Raw genomic sequence first — 19,076 nt, forward strand, 5'->3', positions numbered from 1 at the left:
CGCGCAGTTCCCCGCGCCCCTGAAGCGAGCTCCGCTCGCTAGGGGAAGGCTGCGCGCAGCGCATGCCTTCAGGGGCGCGGGGAACTGCGCGAGAAGCTCCGCCGGGGCGGCACTCGACACGGAACCCCGCGCCCTCGGTGGTGGCTAGTCGTCGATCGCCGAGCCGTAGCGGGACGCCTTCGGTGGGGCGTTCAGGGAGGACGGGCCGTAGGTCCAGGAGCCGGTCGCGGTGACTCCGGAGGACGTCGCCGAGAAGACCCAGACGATGCCCTCGGAGGAGTTCTCGCCGGGGGCCGCCGCCAGCAGGCCGGAGCGGCCGTCGGCGTTGGGGTCCGTGAAAGCGACCTGCGCGCCGAACTTGTCGCCCTTCTCGGGGACCCCGCTCACCCCGGCCGTGTCCTGGTTGAAGTCCCGGACGCCGGTGGCCGTGAGCCCGCCGGAGGAACCCCGCAGGACCCACACGGCACCGGCGTCGGCCACCGTCCCGATGTCCTCGCCCGGGGCGCCCACGGCGACATCGGCGAACCCGTCCCCGTCGGAGTCGCCGACCGACAGGTCACCGCCCCACTTGTCACCGCGCTCGTGCGCGCCCGGCACCCCGGGGCTGTCCTGCGTCCACCACTGGGCGTCCCCGGCGGGCCCCGCGTCGGAGCCGTAGTAGATGCCGATCATGCCTCCGGCGGTGGACTCGCCGCCCTCGTCGGGCCCTTGGGGTTCACCGGTGACCAGGTCGTCCTTGTGGTCGCCGTCGATGTCACCGGAGGCGACGACCGGCCCGCCGCGCAGGGCGAGCACGGGCAGCGGTTCGGCGTCGGAGGCGGAGCCCTGAAGGACGTAGGACCAGCCGTGGTTGCTGTCGTCGTCGGCGGAGATGCCGGAGACGACGAGGTCGGCGAAGCCGTTGGCGTCGTAGTCGCCGGTGCTCAGGCCCGTGGGGTCGATGCCGGGCGGTTCCTCGGCGGCGGAGCGGGCCCTGGGCGCCTTGTGCGCGAAGTCGGTGCGGGAGTGGCGTTCGAGGTGCTTGGCGGCGCCGGAGGCACCACGCGCGGCGGGCGCGGCCTCGTACTGGAAGAGCGCGACGCCGACGGAGTCGAGGACGGCGACCAGGTCCCCGTCGGTCGTGTCGGTGAAGCGCGCGGCGGCGAGGGCCGAGCCGAAGTGGCGGCCCGTGCCGGGTTCGTCGGCCTCCAGGCCGGTGGACTCGGTGCCGACGAGGCCTCTGGGCGTGCCCCACAGGACGACGGCGCCGCCGGAGTCGGCGACGGTGCCCAGGTCCTCGCCGGGCACGCCGACGATCGCGTCGTCGTAGCCGTCGCCGTCGAGGTCACCGGTGGCGACGGCCTGTCCGAAGGCGTCGCCGTTCTCGGCGCTGCCCGGTACTCCTGCGGTGTTCTGGCTGATCACGGCGGCGCGGGACGTGCCCATCCCGTTGGGGCCGCCGTACTGGACGGTGACGAGTCCGGCGCCCGTGTGCCCGCCGACGGCCGCGCCGGGGGCGCCGACCAGCACGTCGTCGTAGCCGTCGCCGTTGAAGTCGGTGTTGCGGTCGGCGGCGCTGGTGCCGCCCGGAACGCCCGCGTACGCGGACGGGGCGGCGGCGATGAACGCGCCGGACAGGAGGAGGAACGAGGCCGCCGCGAGGGCGGCCGTACGGTTCTTGCGCACGTGCGGCTCCTGAGTCTCTCGTGGAGAAGGAAGGCCGGGCAGCGCGGGGGTATGACCGGCGAAGGGCCCGTTCCTCTGCCGGTGCCTGGTTCGACACGGGATCAGCCGCGAGGGTTGTACGGGACGGGACGAACGAAAGGGCACCCCGTCGGAACGGGGTGCCCTCGCGTGACGTACGGAGATCCGCGGTTACTTCACGGGCTCCGGCTCCGGCGCGTCCTCGGTCTCCGGCTCGCCCGCCGGGTCGGCCGGCGTCCTGACCGAGTCGAGCAGCAGCTGGGCGACGTCGACGACCTGGACGGACTCCTTGGCCTTGCCGTCGTTCTTCTTGCCGTTGACCGAGTCGGTCAGCATGACGAGGCAGAACGGGCAGGCGGTGGAGACGATGTCGGGGTTGAGGGAGAGGGCTTCGTCGACGCGCTCGTTGTTGATGCGCTTGCCGATCCGCTCCTCCATCCACATCCGCGCGCCACCGGCGCCACAGCAGAAGCCGCGCTCCTTGTGGCGGTGCATCTCCTCGTTGCGCAGGCCCGGGACCTTGCCGATGATCTCGCGCGGCGGCGTGTAGATCTTGTTGTGGCGGCCCAGGTAGCACGGGTCGTGGTACGTGATGATGCCCTCGACCGGGGTCACCGGGACGAGCTTGCCCTCGTCCACCAGGTGCTGGAGCAGCTGGGTGTGGTGGATGACCTCGTAGTCGCCGCCGATCTGCGGGTACTCGTTGCCGATCGTGTTGAGGCAGTGCGGGCAGGTCGCGACGATCTTCTTCGCCGTCTTCGGCTTCTTGGAGTCCTCGGTGACCTTGCCGTCGTCGTCGTACTCCTCGCCGAACGCCATGTTCAGCGCCATGACGTTCTCCTGGCCGAGCTGCTGGAACAGCGGCTCGTTGCCCAGGCGGCGGGCGGAGTCACCGGTGCACTTCTCGTCGCCGCCCATGATCGCGAACTTGACGCCCGCGATGTTCAGCAGCTCGGCGAAGGCCTTGGTGGTCTTCTTGGCGCGGTCCTCGAGGGCGCCGGCGCAGCCGACCCAGTACAGGTACTCGACCTCGGTGAGGTCCTCGATGTCCTTGCCGACGACCGGCACCTCGAAGTCGAGCTCCTTGAGCCACTCCAGGCGCTGCTTCTTCGCCAGGCCCCAGGGGTTGCCCTTCTTCTCCAGGTTCTTGAGCATCGTGCCCGCCTCGGACGGGAACGCGGACTCGATCATCACCTGGTAGCGGCGCATGTCGACGATGTGGTCGATGTGCTCGATGTCGACCGGGCACTGCTCGACGCAGGCGCCGCAGGTGGTGCAGGACCACAGGACGTCCGGGTCGATGACGCCGTTCTCTTCGTGCGTGCCGATCAGCGGGCGCTCGGCCTCGGCGAGGGCCGCCGCCGGTACGTCCTTCAGCTGCTCCTCGGTCGCCTGCTCCTCGCCCTCCATCGACTTGCCGCCACCGGCGAGCAGGTAGGGGGCCTTGGCGTGCGCGTGGTCGCGCAGCGACATGATCAGCAGCTTCGGGGAGAGCGGCTTGCCGGTGTTCCAGGCGGGGCACTGCGACTGGCAGCGGCCGCACTCGGTGCAGGTGGAGAAGTCGAGCAGGCCCTTCCAGGAGAACTGCTCGACCTGGGAGACACCGAAGACGGCGTCCTCGGCCGGGTCCTCCCAGTCGATCGCCTCGCCCTTGGAGGTCATCGGCAGCAGCGCGCCCAGCGACGTGTCGCCGTCGGCCCTGCGCTTGAACCAGATGTTCGGGAAGGCGAGGAAGCGGTGCCAGGCGACACCCATGTCGGTCTTCAGGGCGACCGTGATCATCCAGATGAAGGAGGTCGCGATCTTCAGGCCGGCGAAGAAGTACGTGAGGTTCTGGAGCGTGCCGATGCTCAGGCCCTTGAGGCCCGCGACCACCGGGTACGAGATGAAGAACGACGCCTCGTAGCCGTCGACGTGGTGCTGGGCGCCTTCGAGGGCGTGCAGCATGAAGATGCAGACGCCGACGATGAGGATGACGGCCTCGACGAAGTACGCCTGGCCGAAGTTCGACCCGGCGAAGCGGGACTTGCGGCCCGGCCTGTCGGGGCGGCTCAGCTGGCGGATCACGATGAGGACCGCGATGCCGAGGATCGTCATGGTGCCGATGAACTCGACGAACATGTTGTACGGCGCCCACTCGCCGATGATCGGCAGCAGCCAGTCGGCCTGGAACAGCTGGCCGATGGCGTTGACGATCGTCAGCAGCAGCGAGAAGAAGCCCACCGCCACGAACCAGTGCGCGACACCGACGACGCCCCAGCGGTTCATCCGGGTGTGGCCGAGGAACTCCTTGGCCACGGTGACGGTGCGCTGGACGGGCTCGTCGGTGCGGGTGCCTGCGGGAACGTTCTGGCCGAGCCGCATGAAGCGGTAGATCTGCGCGATGGCCCGGACGAACAGGGCCACGCCGACCACGATCAGGGCCAGCGACACGATGATCGCGGCGAGTTGCATTTTGGGGGCTCCTCGGGCCTGCGAGGGGAGTCTTCTCGGGACACGTACTCGAACGGTGCTGATTACTAAGCGGTAACTTATGCAGTCCGTCTGAGACTACCCACTTACGCAATCGCAATGTAGTCGGCCCCATGGTGATCTGCGTCGCTGAGGGTCCCCTCACGTCGCGCCGGGGCGGGGGCCAAAGCTGATCGTGTTATTCGCGCCATATTTGGACATAACGGAATAACTTATGTAGGGCTCCAGGTGGGCGCGACCCACCGTTGTCACCCCGATACCGCACCCGCAACTCACCGAGGGGCCCATGACGACCGCACCTCTGACACATCTGGTCACCGGCGGCGCGGGCTTCATCGGCTCGCATCTGACGGACGCGCTGCTCGCGCAGGGCCACACCGTCGTCGTCCTGGACGACCTGTCCACCGGGGACCGCGCCAACCTCGCCGTCGCCTGGCCCGACCCCCGGCTGCGCTTCGTGCGCGGCTCCGTCCTCGACGCCCGGCTCGTCGACGAACTGACCGCCCGCTGCGACCGCGTGACCCACCTCGCCGCGGCCGCCGGGGTCCGGCGCACCGCCGAGCAGCCGCTGCGCTCCTTCACCGCGACCGTCCGCGGCACCGAGCACGTCGTCGAGGCCGCCCACCGCCACGGCCGCCCGCTGCTGCTCGCCTCCACCAGCGAGATCTACGGGAAGAACGGCGCGGACCCGGTCGCCGAGACCGCCAACCGGGTCCTCGGCCCGACCACCGTCGCCCGCTGGGCCCACCCCACGGCCAAGGCCGTCGACGAACTCTTCGCGCTCGGCCACCACCGCGAGTACGGCCTGCCGGTGACCGTGGCCCGCCTCTTCACCACCGCGGGCCCGCGCCAGTCGCCCGCGTACGGCACGGTCGTGCCCCGGCTCGCCGCGCAGGCCGTCGCCGGGCAGCCGCTCACCGTCCACGGCGACGGCACCCAGCGCCGCTGCTTCGCGCACGTCGCGGACGTCGTCGACGCGCTGCTGCGACTGCTCGACCACCCCGGCGCGAACGGCGAGGTCTTCAACGTCGGCAGCCAGGAGGAGACCACCATCGGCGACCTCGCGGGCATCGTCGTCGAACGCGCGGGCTCCCCGTCGCCGCTGCGCTTCATCCCCTACGAGGAGGTGTACGGCGGCGCCGGGAGCGGCTTCGACGAACCGGACCGGCGCATCCCCGACACCCGCAAACTGCGCGACCTCACCGGCTGGGAGCCGCGCCGGAGCCTCGTCGACATCGTGGACGCGGCGCTGCTCGACGCGGGCGGCGCCTTCCCCGGCCCCGCCGCCCCGGCCCTCTTCCCGCCCGCCGAGGCGTTCCTCCCGCCCGCCGAGGCGTTCCTCCCGCCCGCCGAGGCGTTCCTCCCGCCCGCCGCCCAGGCACGGGCCTGACGTGCTGTACGGAGCGGCCGCCGCCGCGACCGCGCTGCTGGTCACCGCCGCCCTCGCCGCGGCCCTGCGCACCCTGGCCCTGCGCGTGGCCCGGCCCGTGCGGACCACCCGGACGAGGTCCAGGCCCGCGCCGCGCGTCGGCGGCGTCGCCGTGGCCGCGGCCACCGGCGCCGTCGCGGCGGTGGGCGCCGCCACCGGGCTCGCGCCGCTCGGCTCCGGCACCGCCACGCTGCTGCTCGCCGCGGGCGCCGTCGCCGTGCTCGGCCTGCTGCACGATCTGCGGCCGATGGGGGCGCGGGCCCGGATCATCGTGCAGGCGGGAGCGGCGACCGCGGTCGTGCACGGCACCCGGCTCGGCCTGGTCACCGGCGCCCTCGCGGTGCTCTGGATCGTCCTCGTGACCAACGCCTTCCAGCTGCTGGACAACTGCGACGGGGTCGCGGGCACGGTCGGCGTCGTCACCGCGCTGGGTCTGTGCCTGTGCGCCGGTGCGGCCGCGGGCGGGGCGCCGGCCCTCCTCCTCGCGCTGTTCGCCGCCTCGCTCACCGGGTTCCTGATGCACAACTGGCATCCCGCGCGCGTGGTGCTGGGGGACAGCGGCGCCCTGTTCACCGGGTTCCTGCTCGCGGGCGCGGCGCTGGTCGTGACCGACGGATCCGCCGCGCCCGCGCCGCCGGCCGCACTGTTCACGCTGTTCGCGCTGACCGCGGTGCCCACCACCGACACGGTGCTCGTCATGGTCTCCCGCCGCCGCGCCGGGCGCGGGCTGCTGCGCGGCGGCACCGACCACATCGCCCACCGGCTGCGCCGCCTGGGCCTGACCGCGCGCGGCGTCGCCGTCGTGCTCGGCGCCGCCACGGCCCTGTGCACGGCGACCGGGGTGCTGCTGCACCGCGGTGCCGTCGGCGCGGCGGTGGCCTGGTGGCCGTTGGCCGCGGCCGCCGTGGCCGTCGTGCTGCTGCTGCGTGTGCCGGTGTACGCGCTGGTCCGGCGGGCCGGACCGGGGGTGACCTGGGAACTGAGGGGAACCGGGGGAGCCATGGGACGCAAGGGAGCAGAGAGATGCTGAGTTTCGGCCGGACGCGCCGCCTGGTGCGCCAACTCGACCGCCACGAGATCGACCTGGTGCTGGAGTCGGGCCGCCCCGACGGGGCCTTCGGCCGCGCGCTGCGGCGGGCGGGCTACCGGGGCCGGATCGTGTCGTTCGAACCGTTCGGCGGGGACCGGGCCGGGGTGCGCAGGGCCGCCGCCCGCGACACCGCCTGGCAGGTCCTGCCGTACGCGCTCGGGGACAGGGACAGCGCCTGGATCCGGCGGCTCGACGGGATGTGGGAGGACGTCGTCGCGCCCGGCGAGCGGGTGCTGCTGCACGTCGGCCACCGGCCCGAACTGCCCGAGGCCGTCGCGGGCGCCGGTGAGTTCGGGGACGACCTCACCCTCGTACGGTCGGAGTCCGGGGACGATCTGACGCTCGCGCGGTTCGGGTTCGGGGACGGTCCGACGCGCGTACCGACCGGGGCGGCCTGCGTATGAGAGTCGCGCTCGTCCACGGCTTCACCGGGGCGTCCGTGCCCGGCGGCGAGGACGACGCCGTCCTCGACCAGGCCGCCGCCCTGACCCGCGCCGGGCACGAGGTGCGCGTGGTCAGGGCCGGTGCCGGACGGGACGTGCCGGCCGAGCTGCGGGCGTTCGCGCCGGACGTGGTGCACGTCCACCAGCTGTCCCCCGGCGCCGACCGGGCGGGCGTCGCCGCCTGGGCCGGACCGCTGGTGGTGACCCTGCACCGGCACCGGCCGCCGCTGCGCGACCCGCTGCTGCGCCGCGCCGACCGGGCGGTGGTGCTGACCGAGCCGAGCCGGGACGGCTGGCTCGCGGCCGGGATGCCGCCCGAGCGGCTCGCCCTGATCCCCGGCCACGTCCCCCCGGTCCCTGACCCGGGCCGGCAGGAGCGCACGGCGTGGGTGTGCGTGGGACGGCTCGCCGTGGAGCGGGGCATCCTCGGCCTGCTGCGGCGCTGGCCCGCCGGGACCCGCCTCGACGTCGTGGGCACGGGCCCGCTGGAGCGCGAGTGCCGGGCCGCGGCGCCGCCGTCCGTCCGGTTCCGCGGGGTGGGCGAGCGGGGCGCGCTGCGCCGGTCGCTGACCGGGTACCGGGGCCTGGTCCTCCCCGGCCACTGGCACGAGGGCACCGTCCCGCTGATCTATCTGGAGGCGCTGGCGGCGGGCCTGCCCGTGCTCGCCTTCGAGGGCTCGGCCGTGCCCCGCGCGGTCCGCGCCGAGGGCACCGGCACCGTCACCGCCCCGGACGCCCCGCTCCCCGCCGCCCTGGCCGCCGCCGACCACATCTTCCCGACCCTGCGCGAACACTGCCGCTCGGTCCACGCGAAGCGGTACGGCGAAGCGGCATGGGTGGAGCGCACCGAGCGGCTGTACGCCGCCGTCGTACGGGAGCGCGCGTGAGCGCCCCGGGGGCTCTGGCGGGCGCCCGCGAGCGGGTCACCGGGGCGCAGGTGCGCCGGGAGCGGGTGCGGTACGGGCTGCGGCCCGGGCTCACCGGGCTGTACGCGGGTGCGCTCGACGGCGCCGCACGGGTGCCGTTCCTGCTGGCCGCCGCCGACCGGACCGCCGCGCTGCTGCCCGGGTTCCGGCTGCTCGTCGCCGGGGACGGGGAGCTGCGGGCGGCCGTCGAAGGGCACGGGGCGCATGTCGTGCCGGTGGCGGACGCCGAGGGGGACGCCGACCGCACGGCGCTGCTCGGGGCCGTGGCCGACGTGCTGCTCGCGCCCGGCGCCCTGGGCACGCTCGCCGCCGACTCGTTCGCGCTGCGCACGCCGCTGGTGACCACCGACCGGGCCGACCACGGCCCCGGGTTCGGCTGTCTGGAGGACGGCCGCAACGCCGTCGTCGCCCCCGACGACCCGGGCGCCTACGGCGCCGCCGTCGCCGAACTCCTCACCCGGCCACGGCGGTTGGCGTGTCTGCGGCGGGCCTGCCGGGCCGAGGCGCAGCGGTACACGGTCGGGGGGAGGACGGCTCGGGCGGCGTACGGCGTGGAACACCTTGTCCATGGCATTCCGTGATCTCCTCCCGGCCCGGCGCTGGGTGCGCCGCACGCTGCTCGTCCTCGTCCTGCTGCTGACCACCGCGGCGGGCGCGGGCGCGTGGGCGTACGCACGCCTCGACGGCAACATCCGCACCGACGAGGCCACCGACCAGGCCCTGGACGCGGACCACCACCGGCGCCCCGCGGCGCTGCGCGCGGGGGCCCAGAACATCCTGATCATGGGCTCCGACATCGAGGCCACCAAGGACAGCCAGCGTTCCGACACCACGATGCTGCTGCACCTGTCGGCCGACCGGAAGCGGGCCGCCCTGGTGAGCGTGCCGCGTGACCTCATGGTCGACATCCCGGACTGCAAGCTGCCCGACGGGGAGCGCAGCGAGCCCGAGTACGCGCAGTTCAACTGGGCCTTCGAGCGGGGCGGCGCGGCCTGTGCGATCCGTACCTTCGAGGACCTGACGGGCGTCCGCGTCGATCACCACATGGTGCTGGACTTCACCGGGTTCGAGAAGGTCGTGGACGCGCTCGGCGGCGTCGACGTGAGGGTGCCGCAGCGAATGCGGGTCCCGGGCGGCAAGGTCGTCCTCGACGAGGGCGAGCAGCACCTGACCGGTGAGCAGGCGCTGGTCTTCGTCCGGGGCAGGACCGGGGTCGGCGACGGCAGCGATCTGCAGCGCATCGAGCGGCAGAAGGAGTTCGTGCGGCTGCTGCTCGGGCAGGTGCGCAGGGCGGGGCTGCTCGACCACGGCTCCCGGCTGTACCCGGTGCTGGACGCGGCGACCTCCTCGGTGACCGCCGACCGGGGTCTCGACTCGCTGGGCGAGCTGTACGGGCTGGCCGAGGCGGCGGGCCAGGTGCCGGCCGCGCGGACCGCGATCGTCACCGTGCCGAGCGTCGAGCACCCGGACTACTGGGGCCGCTACATGCCGGTCGAGGACCAGTCGGAGGCCCTGTTCGAGGCGCTGCGGGAGGACGAGGAGCTGCCCGCCCACCTCTACAACGCCTATGACCCGGACAACGACGAGCTCTGAGCCGCTCTGAAAACCGCAGGTCGGAGGGGTTATCCGGCCGCATTGCGGATAAGGAGGAGATAAAAGTTGAGTGGGGTCGACTCAGGTCTGTTGACTCTGGGACGAGTGTCGTGCACTCTTGAGTCAGATCCACTCAAGTAAGCATCTGGAGGAACCGAAATGGCACGTGCGGTCGGCATCGACCTGGGCACGACTAACTCCGTCGTCAGCGTTCTGGAAGGCGGCGAGCCCACCGTCATCACGAACGCGGAGGGCGCCAGGACCACGCCGTCCGTCGTCGCCTTCGCGAAGAACGGCGAGGTGCTGGTCGGCGAGGTCGCCAAGCGCCAGGCGGTCACGAACGTGGACCGGACCATCCGCTCCGTCAAGCGCCACATGGGCACTGACTGGAAGATCGACCTGGATGGCAAGACCTTCAACCCGCAGCAGATGAGCGCCTTCATCCTGCAGAAGCTGAAGCGCGACGCCGAGGCCTACCTGGGCGAGAAGGTCGCGGACGCGGTCATCACCGTCCCCGCGTACTTCAACGACTCGGAGCGCCAGGCGACGAAGGAGGCCGGCGAGATCGCGGGCCTGAACGTCCTGCGTATTGTCAATGAGCCGACGGCCGCCGCCCTGGCCTACGGTCTCGACAAGGACGACCAGACCATTCTCGTCTTCGACCTCGGTGGCGGCACCTTCGACGTCTCGCTCCTCGAGATCGGCGACGGCGTCGTCGAGGTGAAGGCCACGAACGGCGACAACCACCTCGGTGGCGACGACTGGGACCAGCGCGTCGTCGACTACCTGGTGAAGCAGTTCAACAACGGCCACGGTGTGGACCTCGCCAAGGACAAGATGGCGCTCCAGCGTCTGCGCGAGGCCGCCGAGAAGGCGAAGATCGAGCTCTCGTCCTCGACGGAGACCACGATCAACCTGCCCTACATCACGGCGTCCGCCGAGGGCCCGCTGCACCTGGACGAGAAGCTCACGCGCGCCCAGTTCCAGCAGCTCACGTCCGACCTGCTGGAGCGCTGCAAGACGCCGTTCCACAACGTCATCAAGGACGCGGGCATCAACCTGTCGGAGATCGACCACGTCGTTCTCGTCGGTGGCTCGACCCGTATGCCGGCCGTCGCCGAGCTGGTCAAGGAACTGACCGCGGGCAACGAGGCCAACAAGGGCGTCAACCCGGACGAGGTCGTCGCCATCGGCGCCGCGCTCCAGGCCGGTGTCCTCAAGGGCGAGGTCAAGGACGTCCTGCTCCTCGACGTCACCCCGCTGTCCCTCGGCATCGAGACCAAGGGAGGGATCATGACGAAGCTCATCGAGCGCAACACCACGATCCCGACCAAGCGCTCCGAGATCTTCACGACGGCCGAGGACAACCAGCCGTCGGTGCAGATCCAGGTGTACCAGGGCGAGCGCGAGATCGCCGCATACAACAAGAAGCTCGGGATGTTCGAGCTGACGGGCCTTCCCCCGGCGCCGCGCGGCGTGCCGCAGATCGAGGTCGCCTTCGACATCGACGCCAACGGCATCATGCACGTGACCGCGAAGGACCTCGGCACGGGCAAGGAGCAGAAGATGACCGTCACCGGTGGCTCCTCGCTGCCGAAGGACGAGGTCAACCGGATGCGCGAAGAGGCCGAGAAGTACGCGGAGGAGGACCACGCCCGCCGCGAGGCCGCCGAGTCGCGCAACCAGGGCGAGCAGCTCGTCTACCAGACGGAGAAGTTCCTCGCCGACAACGCCGACAAGGTCCCCGGCGACGTGAAGACCGAGGTCGAGGAAGCCGTCACCGAGCTGAAGGAGAAGCTCAAGGGCGAGGACCCGGCCGAGATCCGCACCGCCACCGAGAAGGTCGCCGCCGTCTCGCAGAAGCTGGGCCAGGCCATGTACGCCGACGCCCAGGGCGCGCAGGCCGCCGGTGGCGCCGAGGGTGCCCCGCAGGGTGACGCCAAGGCCGCTGACGACGACGTCGTCGACGCCGAGATCGTCGACGAGGACCGCAAGGACGGTGCCGCGTGACCGAGGAGACCCCGGGCTTCGAGGAGAACGAGAAGCCTGACGTCCCCTCCGGCGCCACCTCCGACGACGCCGAGCCGAAGACCGCGCCCTCCGAGAAGGAGGGCGCGGCCCCGGCCGGGGACTCAGCTTCCAGCGACCAAGGTGCCCGAGACACCCAGGACGTCGCCCTGACGGCGCAGCTGGACCAGGTGCGGACCGCGCTCGGCGAGCGCACCACGGACCTCCAGCGCCTCCAGGCCGAGTACCAGAACTACCGTCGCCGGGTGGAGCGGGACCGCGTCACGGTCAAGGAGATCGCCGTCGCGAATCTCCTGTCCGAGCTGCTTCCCGTCCTCGACGACATCGGCCGCGCCCGTGAGCACGGCGAGCTCGTCGGCGGCTTCAAGTCCGTCGCCGAGTCGCTGGAGACGGTCGCCGCCAAGATGGGCCTGCAGCAGTTCGGCAAGGAGGGCGAGCCCTTCGACCCGACCGTGCACGAGGCCCTGATGCACAGCTACGCGCCGGACGTCACCGAGACGACCTGCGTGGCGATCCTGCAGCCGGGCTACCGGATCGGCGAGCGCACCATCCGCCCCGCGCGGGTGGCGGTCGCGGAGCCGCAGCCGGGCGCGCAGACCGTCAAGACCGAAAGCGCCGACGACGCGTCCGAGACCAAGGACGCCGAGAAGGAGACCGGTGGCCCGGACGAGGGCTGACCGAGACCAGGTGCCGACCGATGTGAGTGAGCCCGGTAAGGAGGGACGTCGAGGCCGATGAGCACGAAGGACTTCATCGAGAAGGACTACTACAAGGTCCTCGGCGTCCCCAAGGACGCCACCGACGCCGAGATCAAGAAGGCGTACCGCAAGCTCGCGCGGGAGAACCACCCCGACGCCAACAAGGGCAACCCCAAGGCGGAGGACCGCTTCAAGGAGATCTCCGAGGCGAACGACGTCCTCGGCGACCCCAAGAAGCGCAAGGAGTACGACGAGGCGCGTGCCCTGTTCGCCGGCGGCGGGTTCCGGCCCGGCGGCGCGGGCGGGGGCGGCACGTTCAACTTCGACCTCGGTGACCTCTTCGGCGGCGGTGCCCAGGGCGGCACCGCCGGCGGCGGGGCCCAGGGCGGGTTCGGCGGAGGCATCGGCGATGTCTTCGGCGGCCTGTTCAACCGGGGCGGCGCGGGCGCGGGCACCCGTACCCAGCCGCGCCGCGGCCAGGACATCGAGTCCGAGGTGACGCTCAGCTTCACCGAGGCGGTGGACGGGGCCACGGTCCCGCTGCGGATGTCCTCCCAGGCGCCCTGCAAGGCGTGTTCGGGCACCGGCGACAAGAACGGCACGCCGCGCGTGTGCCCGACCTGCGTCGGCACCGGACAGGTCTCGCGGGGCGGCGGTGGCGGCTTCTCGCTCACCGACCCGTGCGTGGACTGCAAGGGCCGCGGCCTGATCGCGGAGACCCCCTGCGAGGTCTGCAAGGGGTCGGGCCGCGCCAAGTCCTCGCGCACGATGCAGGTCCGCATCCCCGCCGGAGTCTCCGACGGCCAGCGGATCCGCCTCCGTGGCAAGGGCGCGCCCGGCGAGCGGGGCGGTCCGGCGGGCGACCTGTACGTGGTCGTGCACGTCGACAAGCACCCGGTCTTCGACCGCAAGGGCGACAACCTCACGGTGACCGTGCCCGTCACGTTCACCGAGGCCACGCTCGGCGGCGAGGTGAAGGTGCCGACGCTCGGCGGCCCCGCCGTCACCCTGAAGCTGCCCGCGGGCACGCCGAACGGGCGGACGATGCGGGCCCGCGGCAAGGGAGCCGTGCGCAAGGACGGCACCCGCGGGGACCTGCTGGTCACCGTGGAGGTCGCGGTCCCCAAGGACCTGTCCGACGAGGCCCGTTCGGCCCTCGAGTCGTTCCGCGAGGCGACTGAGGACACCGATGTGCGGGCAGAACTGTTCCAGGCCGCGAAGGGAGCTTGAGCCAGATGGACGGGCAGCATTCTCGACGGCGCACGAATCCGTACGAACTGACCGACGAGACACCGGTGTACGTGATCTCGGTGGCGGCCCAACTGTCCGGCCTGCACCCTCAGACCCTGCGCCAGTACGACCGCCTCGGCCTGGTCTCCCCCGACCGCACGGCCGGGCGCGGCCGCCGCTACTCGGCCCGTGACATCGAACTGCTCCGTCAGGTGCAGGAGCTGTCGCAGACCGAGGGCATCAACCTGGCGGGCATCAAGCGCATCATCGAGCTGGAGAACCAGGTCGCGGCGCTCCAGTCCCGGGTGGCGGAGCTGTCCGCCGCCGTGGAGGGAGCCGCCGCGGCCATGCAGCAGCGGGAGGCGGCGGTGCATGCCTCGTACCGCCGCGACCTGGTCCCGTACCAGGAGGTGCAGCAGACCAGCGCGCTGGTGGTGTGGCGGCCGAAGCGGCCGCAGGACTGAACCGCGTGTGCGAAGGGCCCCGGAGACATCATGTCTCCGGGGCCCTTCGCATGTCCTGCTGGGCGCGGTCAGCCGTTGATCGTGAACGTGGTGCTGTTGTTCTTCAGGTTCGGGTCGAAGGCGCTGATGGACAGCTCCGGGTCGTTGTTGCGGGTGGCCGCGGTGCCGGTCGCGCCGAGGGCGTCGGCCGAGTCGATCCGCAGCTTGAAGGGGAAGACCGTACGGTCCTTCTCCCACTGCAGGATCGGCGTGCGGCACACGTAGTGCAGGCCGCCTGCCTCGTCGCACATGGCGGGCTTCCTGGTGACGGTCGTCCCGGCGGGCAGGGTGACGTCGACGGTGGCGACGCTCGCGCCGGCGCCGAGGGAGGCGACCCAGGCCGGGCCCCGGTTGAGGACGCCGATCCGCGCGGTGACGGTCGTGCCGACGACGGCACCGGTGATGTTCGGGGCGGTGGCCCTCAGGTCGGCGGTGTTGTCGGCCGTCAGCGTCCTCATCCGGTAGTTGTCCTCCGGATTGAGGTCGTCGGTGTCGGCCGAACGCAGCGCCGCGGGGGCGACCGGCGCAGGGACGAAGTCCTCGCCGCTGCCCTGGACGAACGGCCGCCCCGCGAGGGCCTGCTGGTAGGCCTCGTCGGTGTACGTCGCCACCTGGTAGTCGAAGCGCTCGTACAGTGCGGCGCCGGTGGTGCGCACGGCGGTCGCGGGCGACAGGTCGTACGCCTGGCCCGGCGCGACGGCCCGGTCCAGGACGCACACGGCGGTCGTGCCCATCGGGTTGGAGACGCGGTCGCCGTCCAGGTACGTGCAGTTGCCGTAGCGGTGCGCGAGGTCCAGGCCGTGCGAGGCGAAGAGGGTGAGGATCGTGCGGTCGGCCGTCCGGTTCCCGGAGTTCGTCAGGCGCACCGGCTGCGCGACGTCGCTGTCGACGGCGACCTTTGTGTTGAACGGCAGCTGGTTCAGGCCCAGGTCGGGGCCGTTGGCCACGGTGACGTGGGTGTCCGTCGGGTACGCGTCGAGGGTGCCGAAGGCGCTGTCGGCGCTCGCCGCGTAGTGCAGGTACGCGGACGCGTCGGCCGGGGCGTCGGCGTCGGCGCGGATGCCGAGGGTGGCGGCGGTGATCCAGGGCGTGCCGTCGAGGCTGCCGAAGGAGCACGTCGCCTTCAGCGGACTGGCGGCGTCCTCGGCGCAGTTGGCGGGCCAGGTCACCGTAGCGATCCCGGCCAGCTCACCCGCGTCGACGGTGAGCGTGCCGCCGGAGACGGAGTTGCCGGTGTTGTCGTGGGAGAGCTGCACGTCGACGGACTGGGCGGCGGCGTCACCGTCGGCGTCGGCCCCCGGCAGCACCAGGTCGTACGGGGTCGAGATCCACAGGGTGTCGTTCTCGGCCGGCTCGTCGGCGACGGCCGGGGCGGCCGCGGCGGCGGTGAGCAGGGCGGCGGCCGCCAGGGCGGTGAACGTCGCCGCGGCGCGGTTGCGGCGCGGGGAGGCGGCGGTGGGCTGGCGCATCGGGGTCAGCGGTTCCTTATTACGGGGAAGGAGAGGTGGGCTCTTCGGACGCCAAGATGACTGCCGGGACCGGGGCGGGGTTGCCCTCGCCGGGCGAATTCGATCTAGGAGTTGTCTCCGGGCCGGCTGTGGCGGTCCGTCCCCGCCGCCATGCCTCAGGATGGATCCATGACCGAGATCCGCACCCCCCGCCTCCTCCTGCGCCGCTGGCTGCCCGACGACGACCTGGTTCCGCTCTCCGAGATCCAGGCCGATACGGCGGTGATGCAACGCATCGGGGACGGCACCCCGCGCTCCCTCGACGACACCGCCGAGGACATCGAGCGCTGGGAGGAGGAGTGGGACGACGAGGGCTTCGGGATCTTCGCCGTCGAACTGCTCGGCTCGGGCGAGCTGGCGGGCGCGGTCGGCCTGTACGTTCCCGAGGCGCCCCCGAAGATCGCGGACCACATCGGCATCCAGTGGCGGCTCGGCCGTCAGTTCTGGGGCCAGGGGTACGCGGCGGAGGCGGCGCAGGCGTCCCTGGAGTTCGCGCTCCAGGACCGCGGCATCGACCGGGTCGTGGCGGCCGCCGCCCCCGAGGACGCCTCCTCGATGAAACTTCTCCACAAGCTGGGGATGACGGCGACCGGGGAGGACGAGGGGCTGCGGCTGTACGCGATCGATCTGAGCGAGTACGAGGGCTAGCCCGGGGTCACCACGAGCCGCCGCCGCCTCCGCCCGTGCCGCCCCCGACCCCGCCGCCGGAACTGCTGCCTCCGCCGGAGCCGCCGCTCCCGCCGCTGGAGGACGGGGCCGTGGCGGAGGCCGCCGAGGCGGCGATGAGGCCCACGGCGAGGGCCGGGCCGAGGCGGGTGAGGGTGGAGGTGCGGCGCGCGGTGCCGGGGGCGTCGGGAGCGGTCGACTCCTCGATGCTGTGCTCCCAGCGCGTCGCCAGGCCCAGCGCCACGGCCCAGGCGGTGAGCAGTTCGAACCGTTCGGCGTCCTCGGTCTGCGCGGTGGCGTCGGCCTCGGCGAGCCACTGCCGGAACGATTCGACCTGGAGCCGCAGCGCCGCTCCCCGCGCGGTACGCCGCTTCAGCTCCCACGAGCACAGGCACAGGGCCATGCCGACGCCGGTCAGGACGGCGCCCGAGATCGCCGTCGGCGGACCCCCGGCGTTCACGTGACTGATGAGCGCGCTGCCGGTGATGGCGGCGACGACGCCCGCCAGAGCGGCGCCGAGTCCGGTCAGCAGCCCTGCGTGCGCACGTCGTTCGGCGGCCGGGTCCCAGAGATCACTGGTCCGCTGCCACACGGCCAGCCGGGCCCCGAGGGTCTGCCAGGCCGACCGGAACCACGGGTCGTACGTTCCCAGGACGAAGTCCTTGCGGCCCGCGAACATGTCGTCGAGCACGGCTGTGGTGTCCTCGTCCGCCGGGGCTCCGGCGCTTCCACGGGTGCGGCGCAGCACGGGGTGCCGGCCGCTGCCGGTGATGCTGAGGTGTCCGCGGGCCGCGGTGCCGAGCAGCCAGGCGACCTGGTGGTGGGGCCGGATGTGTTCGGTGAGCAGGATGCCGCCCTGGGCGGGGGTCAGCCCTTCCGGAGGTGTTCCCGGCAGGGGCCGCGCCAGTTCGGCGGCCCGCCGGTCGCGGCCGAGCAGCCGCAGGGCGGCGATGGTCGACAAGCCGCAGACCAGGGCGAGTACGGCCACCTTCCAGCCGGTGCGGAAGGGGTTCGGGGCGGCTTCGGCGTCGGGCCGCGTGCCCGCGGGCGGTGCCGGGTCGGCGGCCTGCACGGCACCGGACCGGTCGGCGGAGGCGTACAGCGTGACCCCGTGTCCGGACGGGACCGTGCCGGGTGCGGCGACGAGATGCCCGGACTCGGGCTGTGCGGCCCGGCAGCTCTGCGTGGACGCGGTCCTGCCCCGTACGCACCGGACCCCGTCGAGCCCGTACGGCGCCGCGACGTGGATCTCGACGTCGTGCAGGTCGACCTTCCAGCCCGTGCCGACCGCGTCCCAGGCCAGCTTGCCGTTCTTGACGACGTCCGGCAGCGGGTACGTGATCCGGTAGCGGTGCGGCCCGGTGACGGTCCGGTCGGCGTCGCCGACGCGGATGCTGCGGTCCGAAGTGTTCCCGTACGACAGCTCGTAGGGGGCCGGGCGGCCGTCCATCGTGGCGGTGACGTCGTCGTCCTCGACGGCGTACGTCAGACCGGGGATGTCGCGCCAGATGCCGTGCAGGCCCTCCAGCGGATGCCCGAAGTCGTAGTCGATCACCTCGGTGACGCGGGCGCTGCCGTCCTTGCGGACCTCGGCGCTCACCCACATCCGGGTGACCCGCTCGCTGTTCCCGGCGGCCCCCGCGAACCAGGTGACGCAGCCGAGCACCAGCACGGAGAACACCAGCCAGACGAGCCCGCGAATCCGGCGGCCTCCGGCCCCACTCTTGTCGCTCAAGACAACCCCCCAGTCGCCGTCGCGGAAATAGGATCTTAGTGCCATTGATCGCCGCATTCAGGGGAACGCATGAGCGAGCGGAAGCAGGGTGCCGAAGCGCGGGTCGAGGGACTGGCGCGGGAGCTTCGACGGCTGGGCGGTGGGCTGCTGGAGGTCGCCGCCGACCATCCGGATCCGGCGCGGGCACGTGAACTGTCAGCTGCCGCACGGGTGTTGATGAACTCCGTCCTGGAGCGGCTGGAGAGCGACGGCGGCACGGCGGAACCGCGGGACGCGGTGCCCGTGCCCGTGCCGGTGGCTTCGACGGAGTCGGGCGACGCCCTTCAGGAGCTGGTGGGGATGTACACGTCGGAGTACGACCGAGAGCTGGGAGCGCCGGTGATGACCGATCCCTCGCTGTCCTGGGAGGAGCAGAAGCCGCTGAGGCGCTTCGGGTACGGGGACGAGGCGTACTTCAGGACCGCGCCCCTGTGGAACGACGCCGTGCCCGGCCGGGGGAAGGGCGTGGTGCGCGGCATGACCTCCAAGACGGAGGTGCTGCGCCGCATGCATCACCGGTACGTGCTCGCCCGTGATCTGACCGGCTCCGAGGGGGAGTTGGCCGTACGGGTGCTGCTCGGCGGCAAGGCCGTCCTCAACGCCCGGGTGATCCGGGACGGCGGCTTCATCGACAGGTACGACCTGGAGCGCGAGCTGGCCCCCTTGCAGTGGCGGGCCCTTGTCCTGGCGGCCGAGCGCGGCGCGGGGGCGGAGGACCGGCTGAGGGAGGTTCTGACACAGCTGGAGACCCTGGCCGCGGCCGTCCTGGACCTGGACGTCCTCTTCCGCAGACAGACCATCGACCCGTCGCTGGCCGCGGCGATCCCCGGCGCCGTGCAGGTGGTGCAGGCCATCGTGAAGGACTGGCCGGTCCGGTGAGTACGACCGGGGTACGGAAACCCGTGCTCCGGTGGTCCCGGCGGCAACTCCAAAGACACATCACTCAGGGCAAAGCAACCAGACCAAGCCCACCCCGCCCTCCACGCCGGAGGCGTTCACCCGCAACGGTGAACATCGGCAACTCGACTGGCTA

Annotated in this window: 16 protein-coding genes; 12 read left to right on the plus strand and 4 right to left on the minus strand. The window is 72.3% G+C overall.

Annotation, left to right across the window (positions count from 1 at the left end; all coding sequences use genetic code 11):
• Positions 1–144 precede the first annotated feature (144 nt).
• Positions 145–1,665, minus strand: coding sequence for an esterase (locus tag ABT127_RS34260; RefSeq protein ID WP_351458810.1), 1,521 nt, complete (start codon positions 1,663–1,665; stop codon positions 145–147).
• 189 nt (positions 1,666–1,854) lie between these two features.
• Positions 1,855–4,137 carry a (Fe-S)-binding protein gene (locus tag ABT127_RS34265; protein ID WP_351458813.1) on the minus strand — a complete coding sequence of 761 codons (2,283 nt, stop codon included), beginning with the start codon at positions 4,135–4,137 and terminating at the stop codon, positions 1,855–1,857.
• Positions 4,138–4,441: 304 nt separating this feature from the next.
• Here ABT127_RS34265 and ABT127_RS34270 point away from each other — a divergent pair, with 304 nt between their 5' ends.
• The 10 genes from ABT127_RS34270 to ABT127_RS34315 all read left to right on the plus strand — a co-directional run bounded on the left by ABT127_RS34270 (position 4,442) and on the right by ABT127_RS34315 (position 14,056).
• A complete protein-coding gene (locus ABT127_RS34270) occupies positions 4,442–5,545 on the plus strand; it encodes an NAD-dependent epimerase/dehydratase family protein (RefSeq protein ID WP_351458816.1) in 1,104 nt (367 codons plus the stop codon).
• Between the two features lies 1 nt (position 5,546).
• Positions 5,547–6,614, plus strand: coding sequence for an MraY family glycosyltransferase (locus tag ABT127_RS34275; protein ID WP_351458819.1), 1,068 nt, complete (start codon positions 5,547–5,549; stop codon positions 6,612–6,614).
• On the plus strand, positions 6,608–7,078 hold the full coding sequence (locus ABT127_RS34280; RefSeq protein ID WP_351458821.1) for a hypothetical protein: 471 nt from the start codon (positions 6,608–6,610) through the stop codon (positions 7,076–7,078). Before ABT127_RS34275 ends, ABT127_RS34280 begins: the two co-directional genes overlap by 7 nt.
• On the plus strand, positions 7,075–8,004 hold the full coding sequence (locus ABT127_RS34285; protein ID WP_351458822.1) for a glycosyltransferase: 930 nt from the start codon (positions 7,075–7,077) through the stop codon (positions 8,002–8,004). Before ABT127_RS34280 ends, ABT127_RS34285 begins: the two co-directional genes overlap by 4 nt.
• Positions 8,001–8,624, plus strand: coding sequence for a glycosyltransferase (locus ABT127_RS34290; protein WP_351458824.1), 624 nt, complete (start codon positions 8,001–8,003; stop codon positions 8,622–8,624). The genes ABT127_RS34285 and ABT127_RS34290 overlap by 4 nt, the downstream gene beginning before the upstream one ends.
• Positions 8,611–9,636 (plus strand): LCP family protein, encoded by a 1,026-nt coding sequence (locus ABT127_RS34295; RefSeq protein WP_351458827.1) that lies wholly within the window; start codon positions 8,611–8,613, stop codon positions 9,634–9,636. Before ABT127_RS34290 ends, ABT127_RS34295 begins: the two co-directional genes overlap by 14 nt.
• Positions 9,637–9,795: 159 nt before the next feature.
• Complete coding sequence (gene dnaK / locus ABT127_RS34300; RefSeq protein ID WP_351458830.1) at positions 9,796–11,646, plus strand: molecular chaperone DnaK; 1,851 nt, start codon at positions 9,796–9,798, stop codon at positions 11,644–11,646.
• Positions 11,643–12,341: a nucleotide exchange factor GrpE gene (grpE, locus tag ABT127_RS34305; protein WP_351458833.1), complete on the plus strand. Its 699-nt coding sequence runs from the start codon at positions 11,643–11,645 to the stop codon at positions 12,339–12,341. Before dnaK ends, grpE begins: the two co-directional genes overlap by 4 nt.
• Positions 12,342–12,398: 57 nt before the next feature.
• Positions 12,399–13,592 carry a molecular chaperone DnaJ gene (gene dnaJ / locus ABT127_RS34310; protein ID WP_351458836.1) on the plus strand — a complete coding sequence of 398 codons (1,194 nt, stop codon included), beginning with the start codon at positions 12,399–12,401 and terminating at the stop codon, positions 13,590–13,592.
• Between the two features lie 5 nt (positions 13,593–13,597).
• Positions 13,598–14,056, plus strand: a complete 459-nt coding sequence (locus ABT127_RS34315; protein ID WP_351458839.1) for a heat shock protein transcriptional repressor HspR — start codon at positions 13,598–13,600, stop codon at positions 14,054–14,056.
• A 68-nt stretch (positions 14,057–14,124) separates the two neighbouring features.
• Here ABT127_RS34315 and ABT127_RS34320 read toward each other — a convergent pair whose 3' ends face one another.
• Positions 14,125–15,564 carry a hypothetical protein gene (locus ABT127_RS34320; RefSeq protein WP_351458842.1) on the minus strand — a complete coding sequence of 480 codons (1,440 nt, stop codon included), beginning with the start codon at positions 15,562–15,564 and terminating at the stop codon, positions 14,125–14,127.
• 168 nt (positions 15,565–15,732) lie between these two features.
• Here ABT127_RS34320 and ABT127_RS34325 point away from each other — a divergent pair, with 168 nt between their 5' ends.
• On the plus strand, positions 15,733–16,251 hold the full coding sequence (locus ABT127_RS34325; protein ID WP_351458845.1) for a GNAT family N-acetyltransferase: 519 nt from the start codon (positions 15,733–15,735) through the stop codon (positions 16,249–16,251).
• Positions 16,252–16,258: 7 nt separating this feature from the next.
• Here ABT127_RS34325 and ABT127_RS34330 read toward each other — a convergent pair whose 3' ends face one another.
• On the minus strand, positions 16,259–18,004 hold the full coding sequence (locus ABT127_RS34330) for a DUF2207 domain-containing protein (protein ID WP_351458848.1): 1,746 nt from the start codon (positions 18,002–18,004) through the stop codon (positions 16,259–16,261).
• Between the two features lie 69 nt (positions 18,005–18,073).
• Here ABT127_RS34330 and ABT127_RS34335 point away from each other — a divergent pair, with 69 nt between their 5' ends.
• Positions 18,074–18,922 carry a hypothetical protein gene (locus tag ABT127_RS34335; protein ID WP_351458855.1) on the plus strand — a complete coding sequence of 283 codons (849 nt, stop codon included), beginning with the start codon at positions 18,074–18,076 and terminating at the stop codon, positions 18,920–18,922.
• The last annotated feature ends 154 nt before the right edge of the window (positions 18,923–19,076 follow it).

Origin of the sequence: Streptomyces sp. NPDC001904, from assembly GCF_040297005.1 — a bacterium.
Taxonomy (GTDB): Bacteria; Actinomycetota; Actinomycetes; order Streptomycetales; family Streptomycetaceae; genus Streptomyces.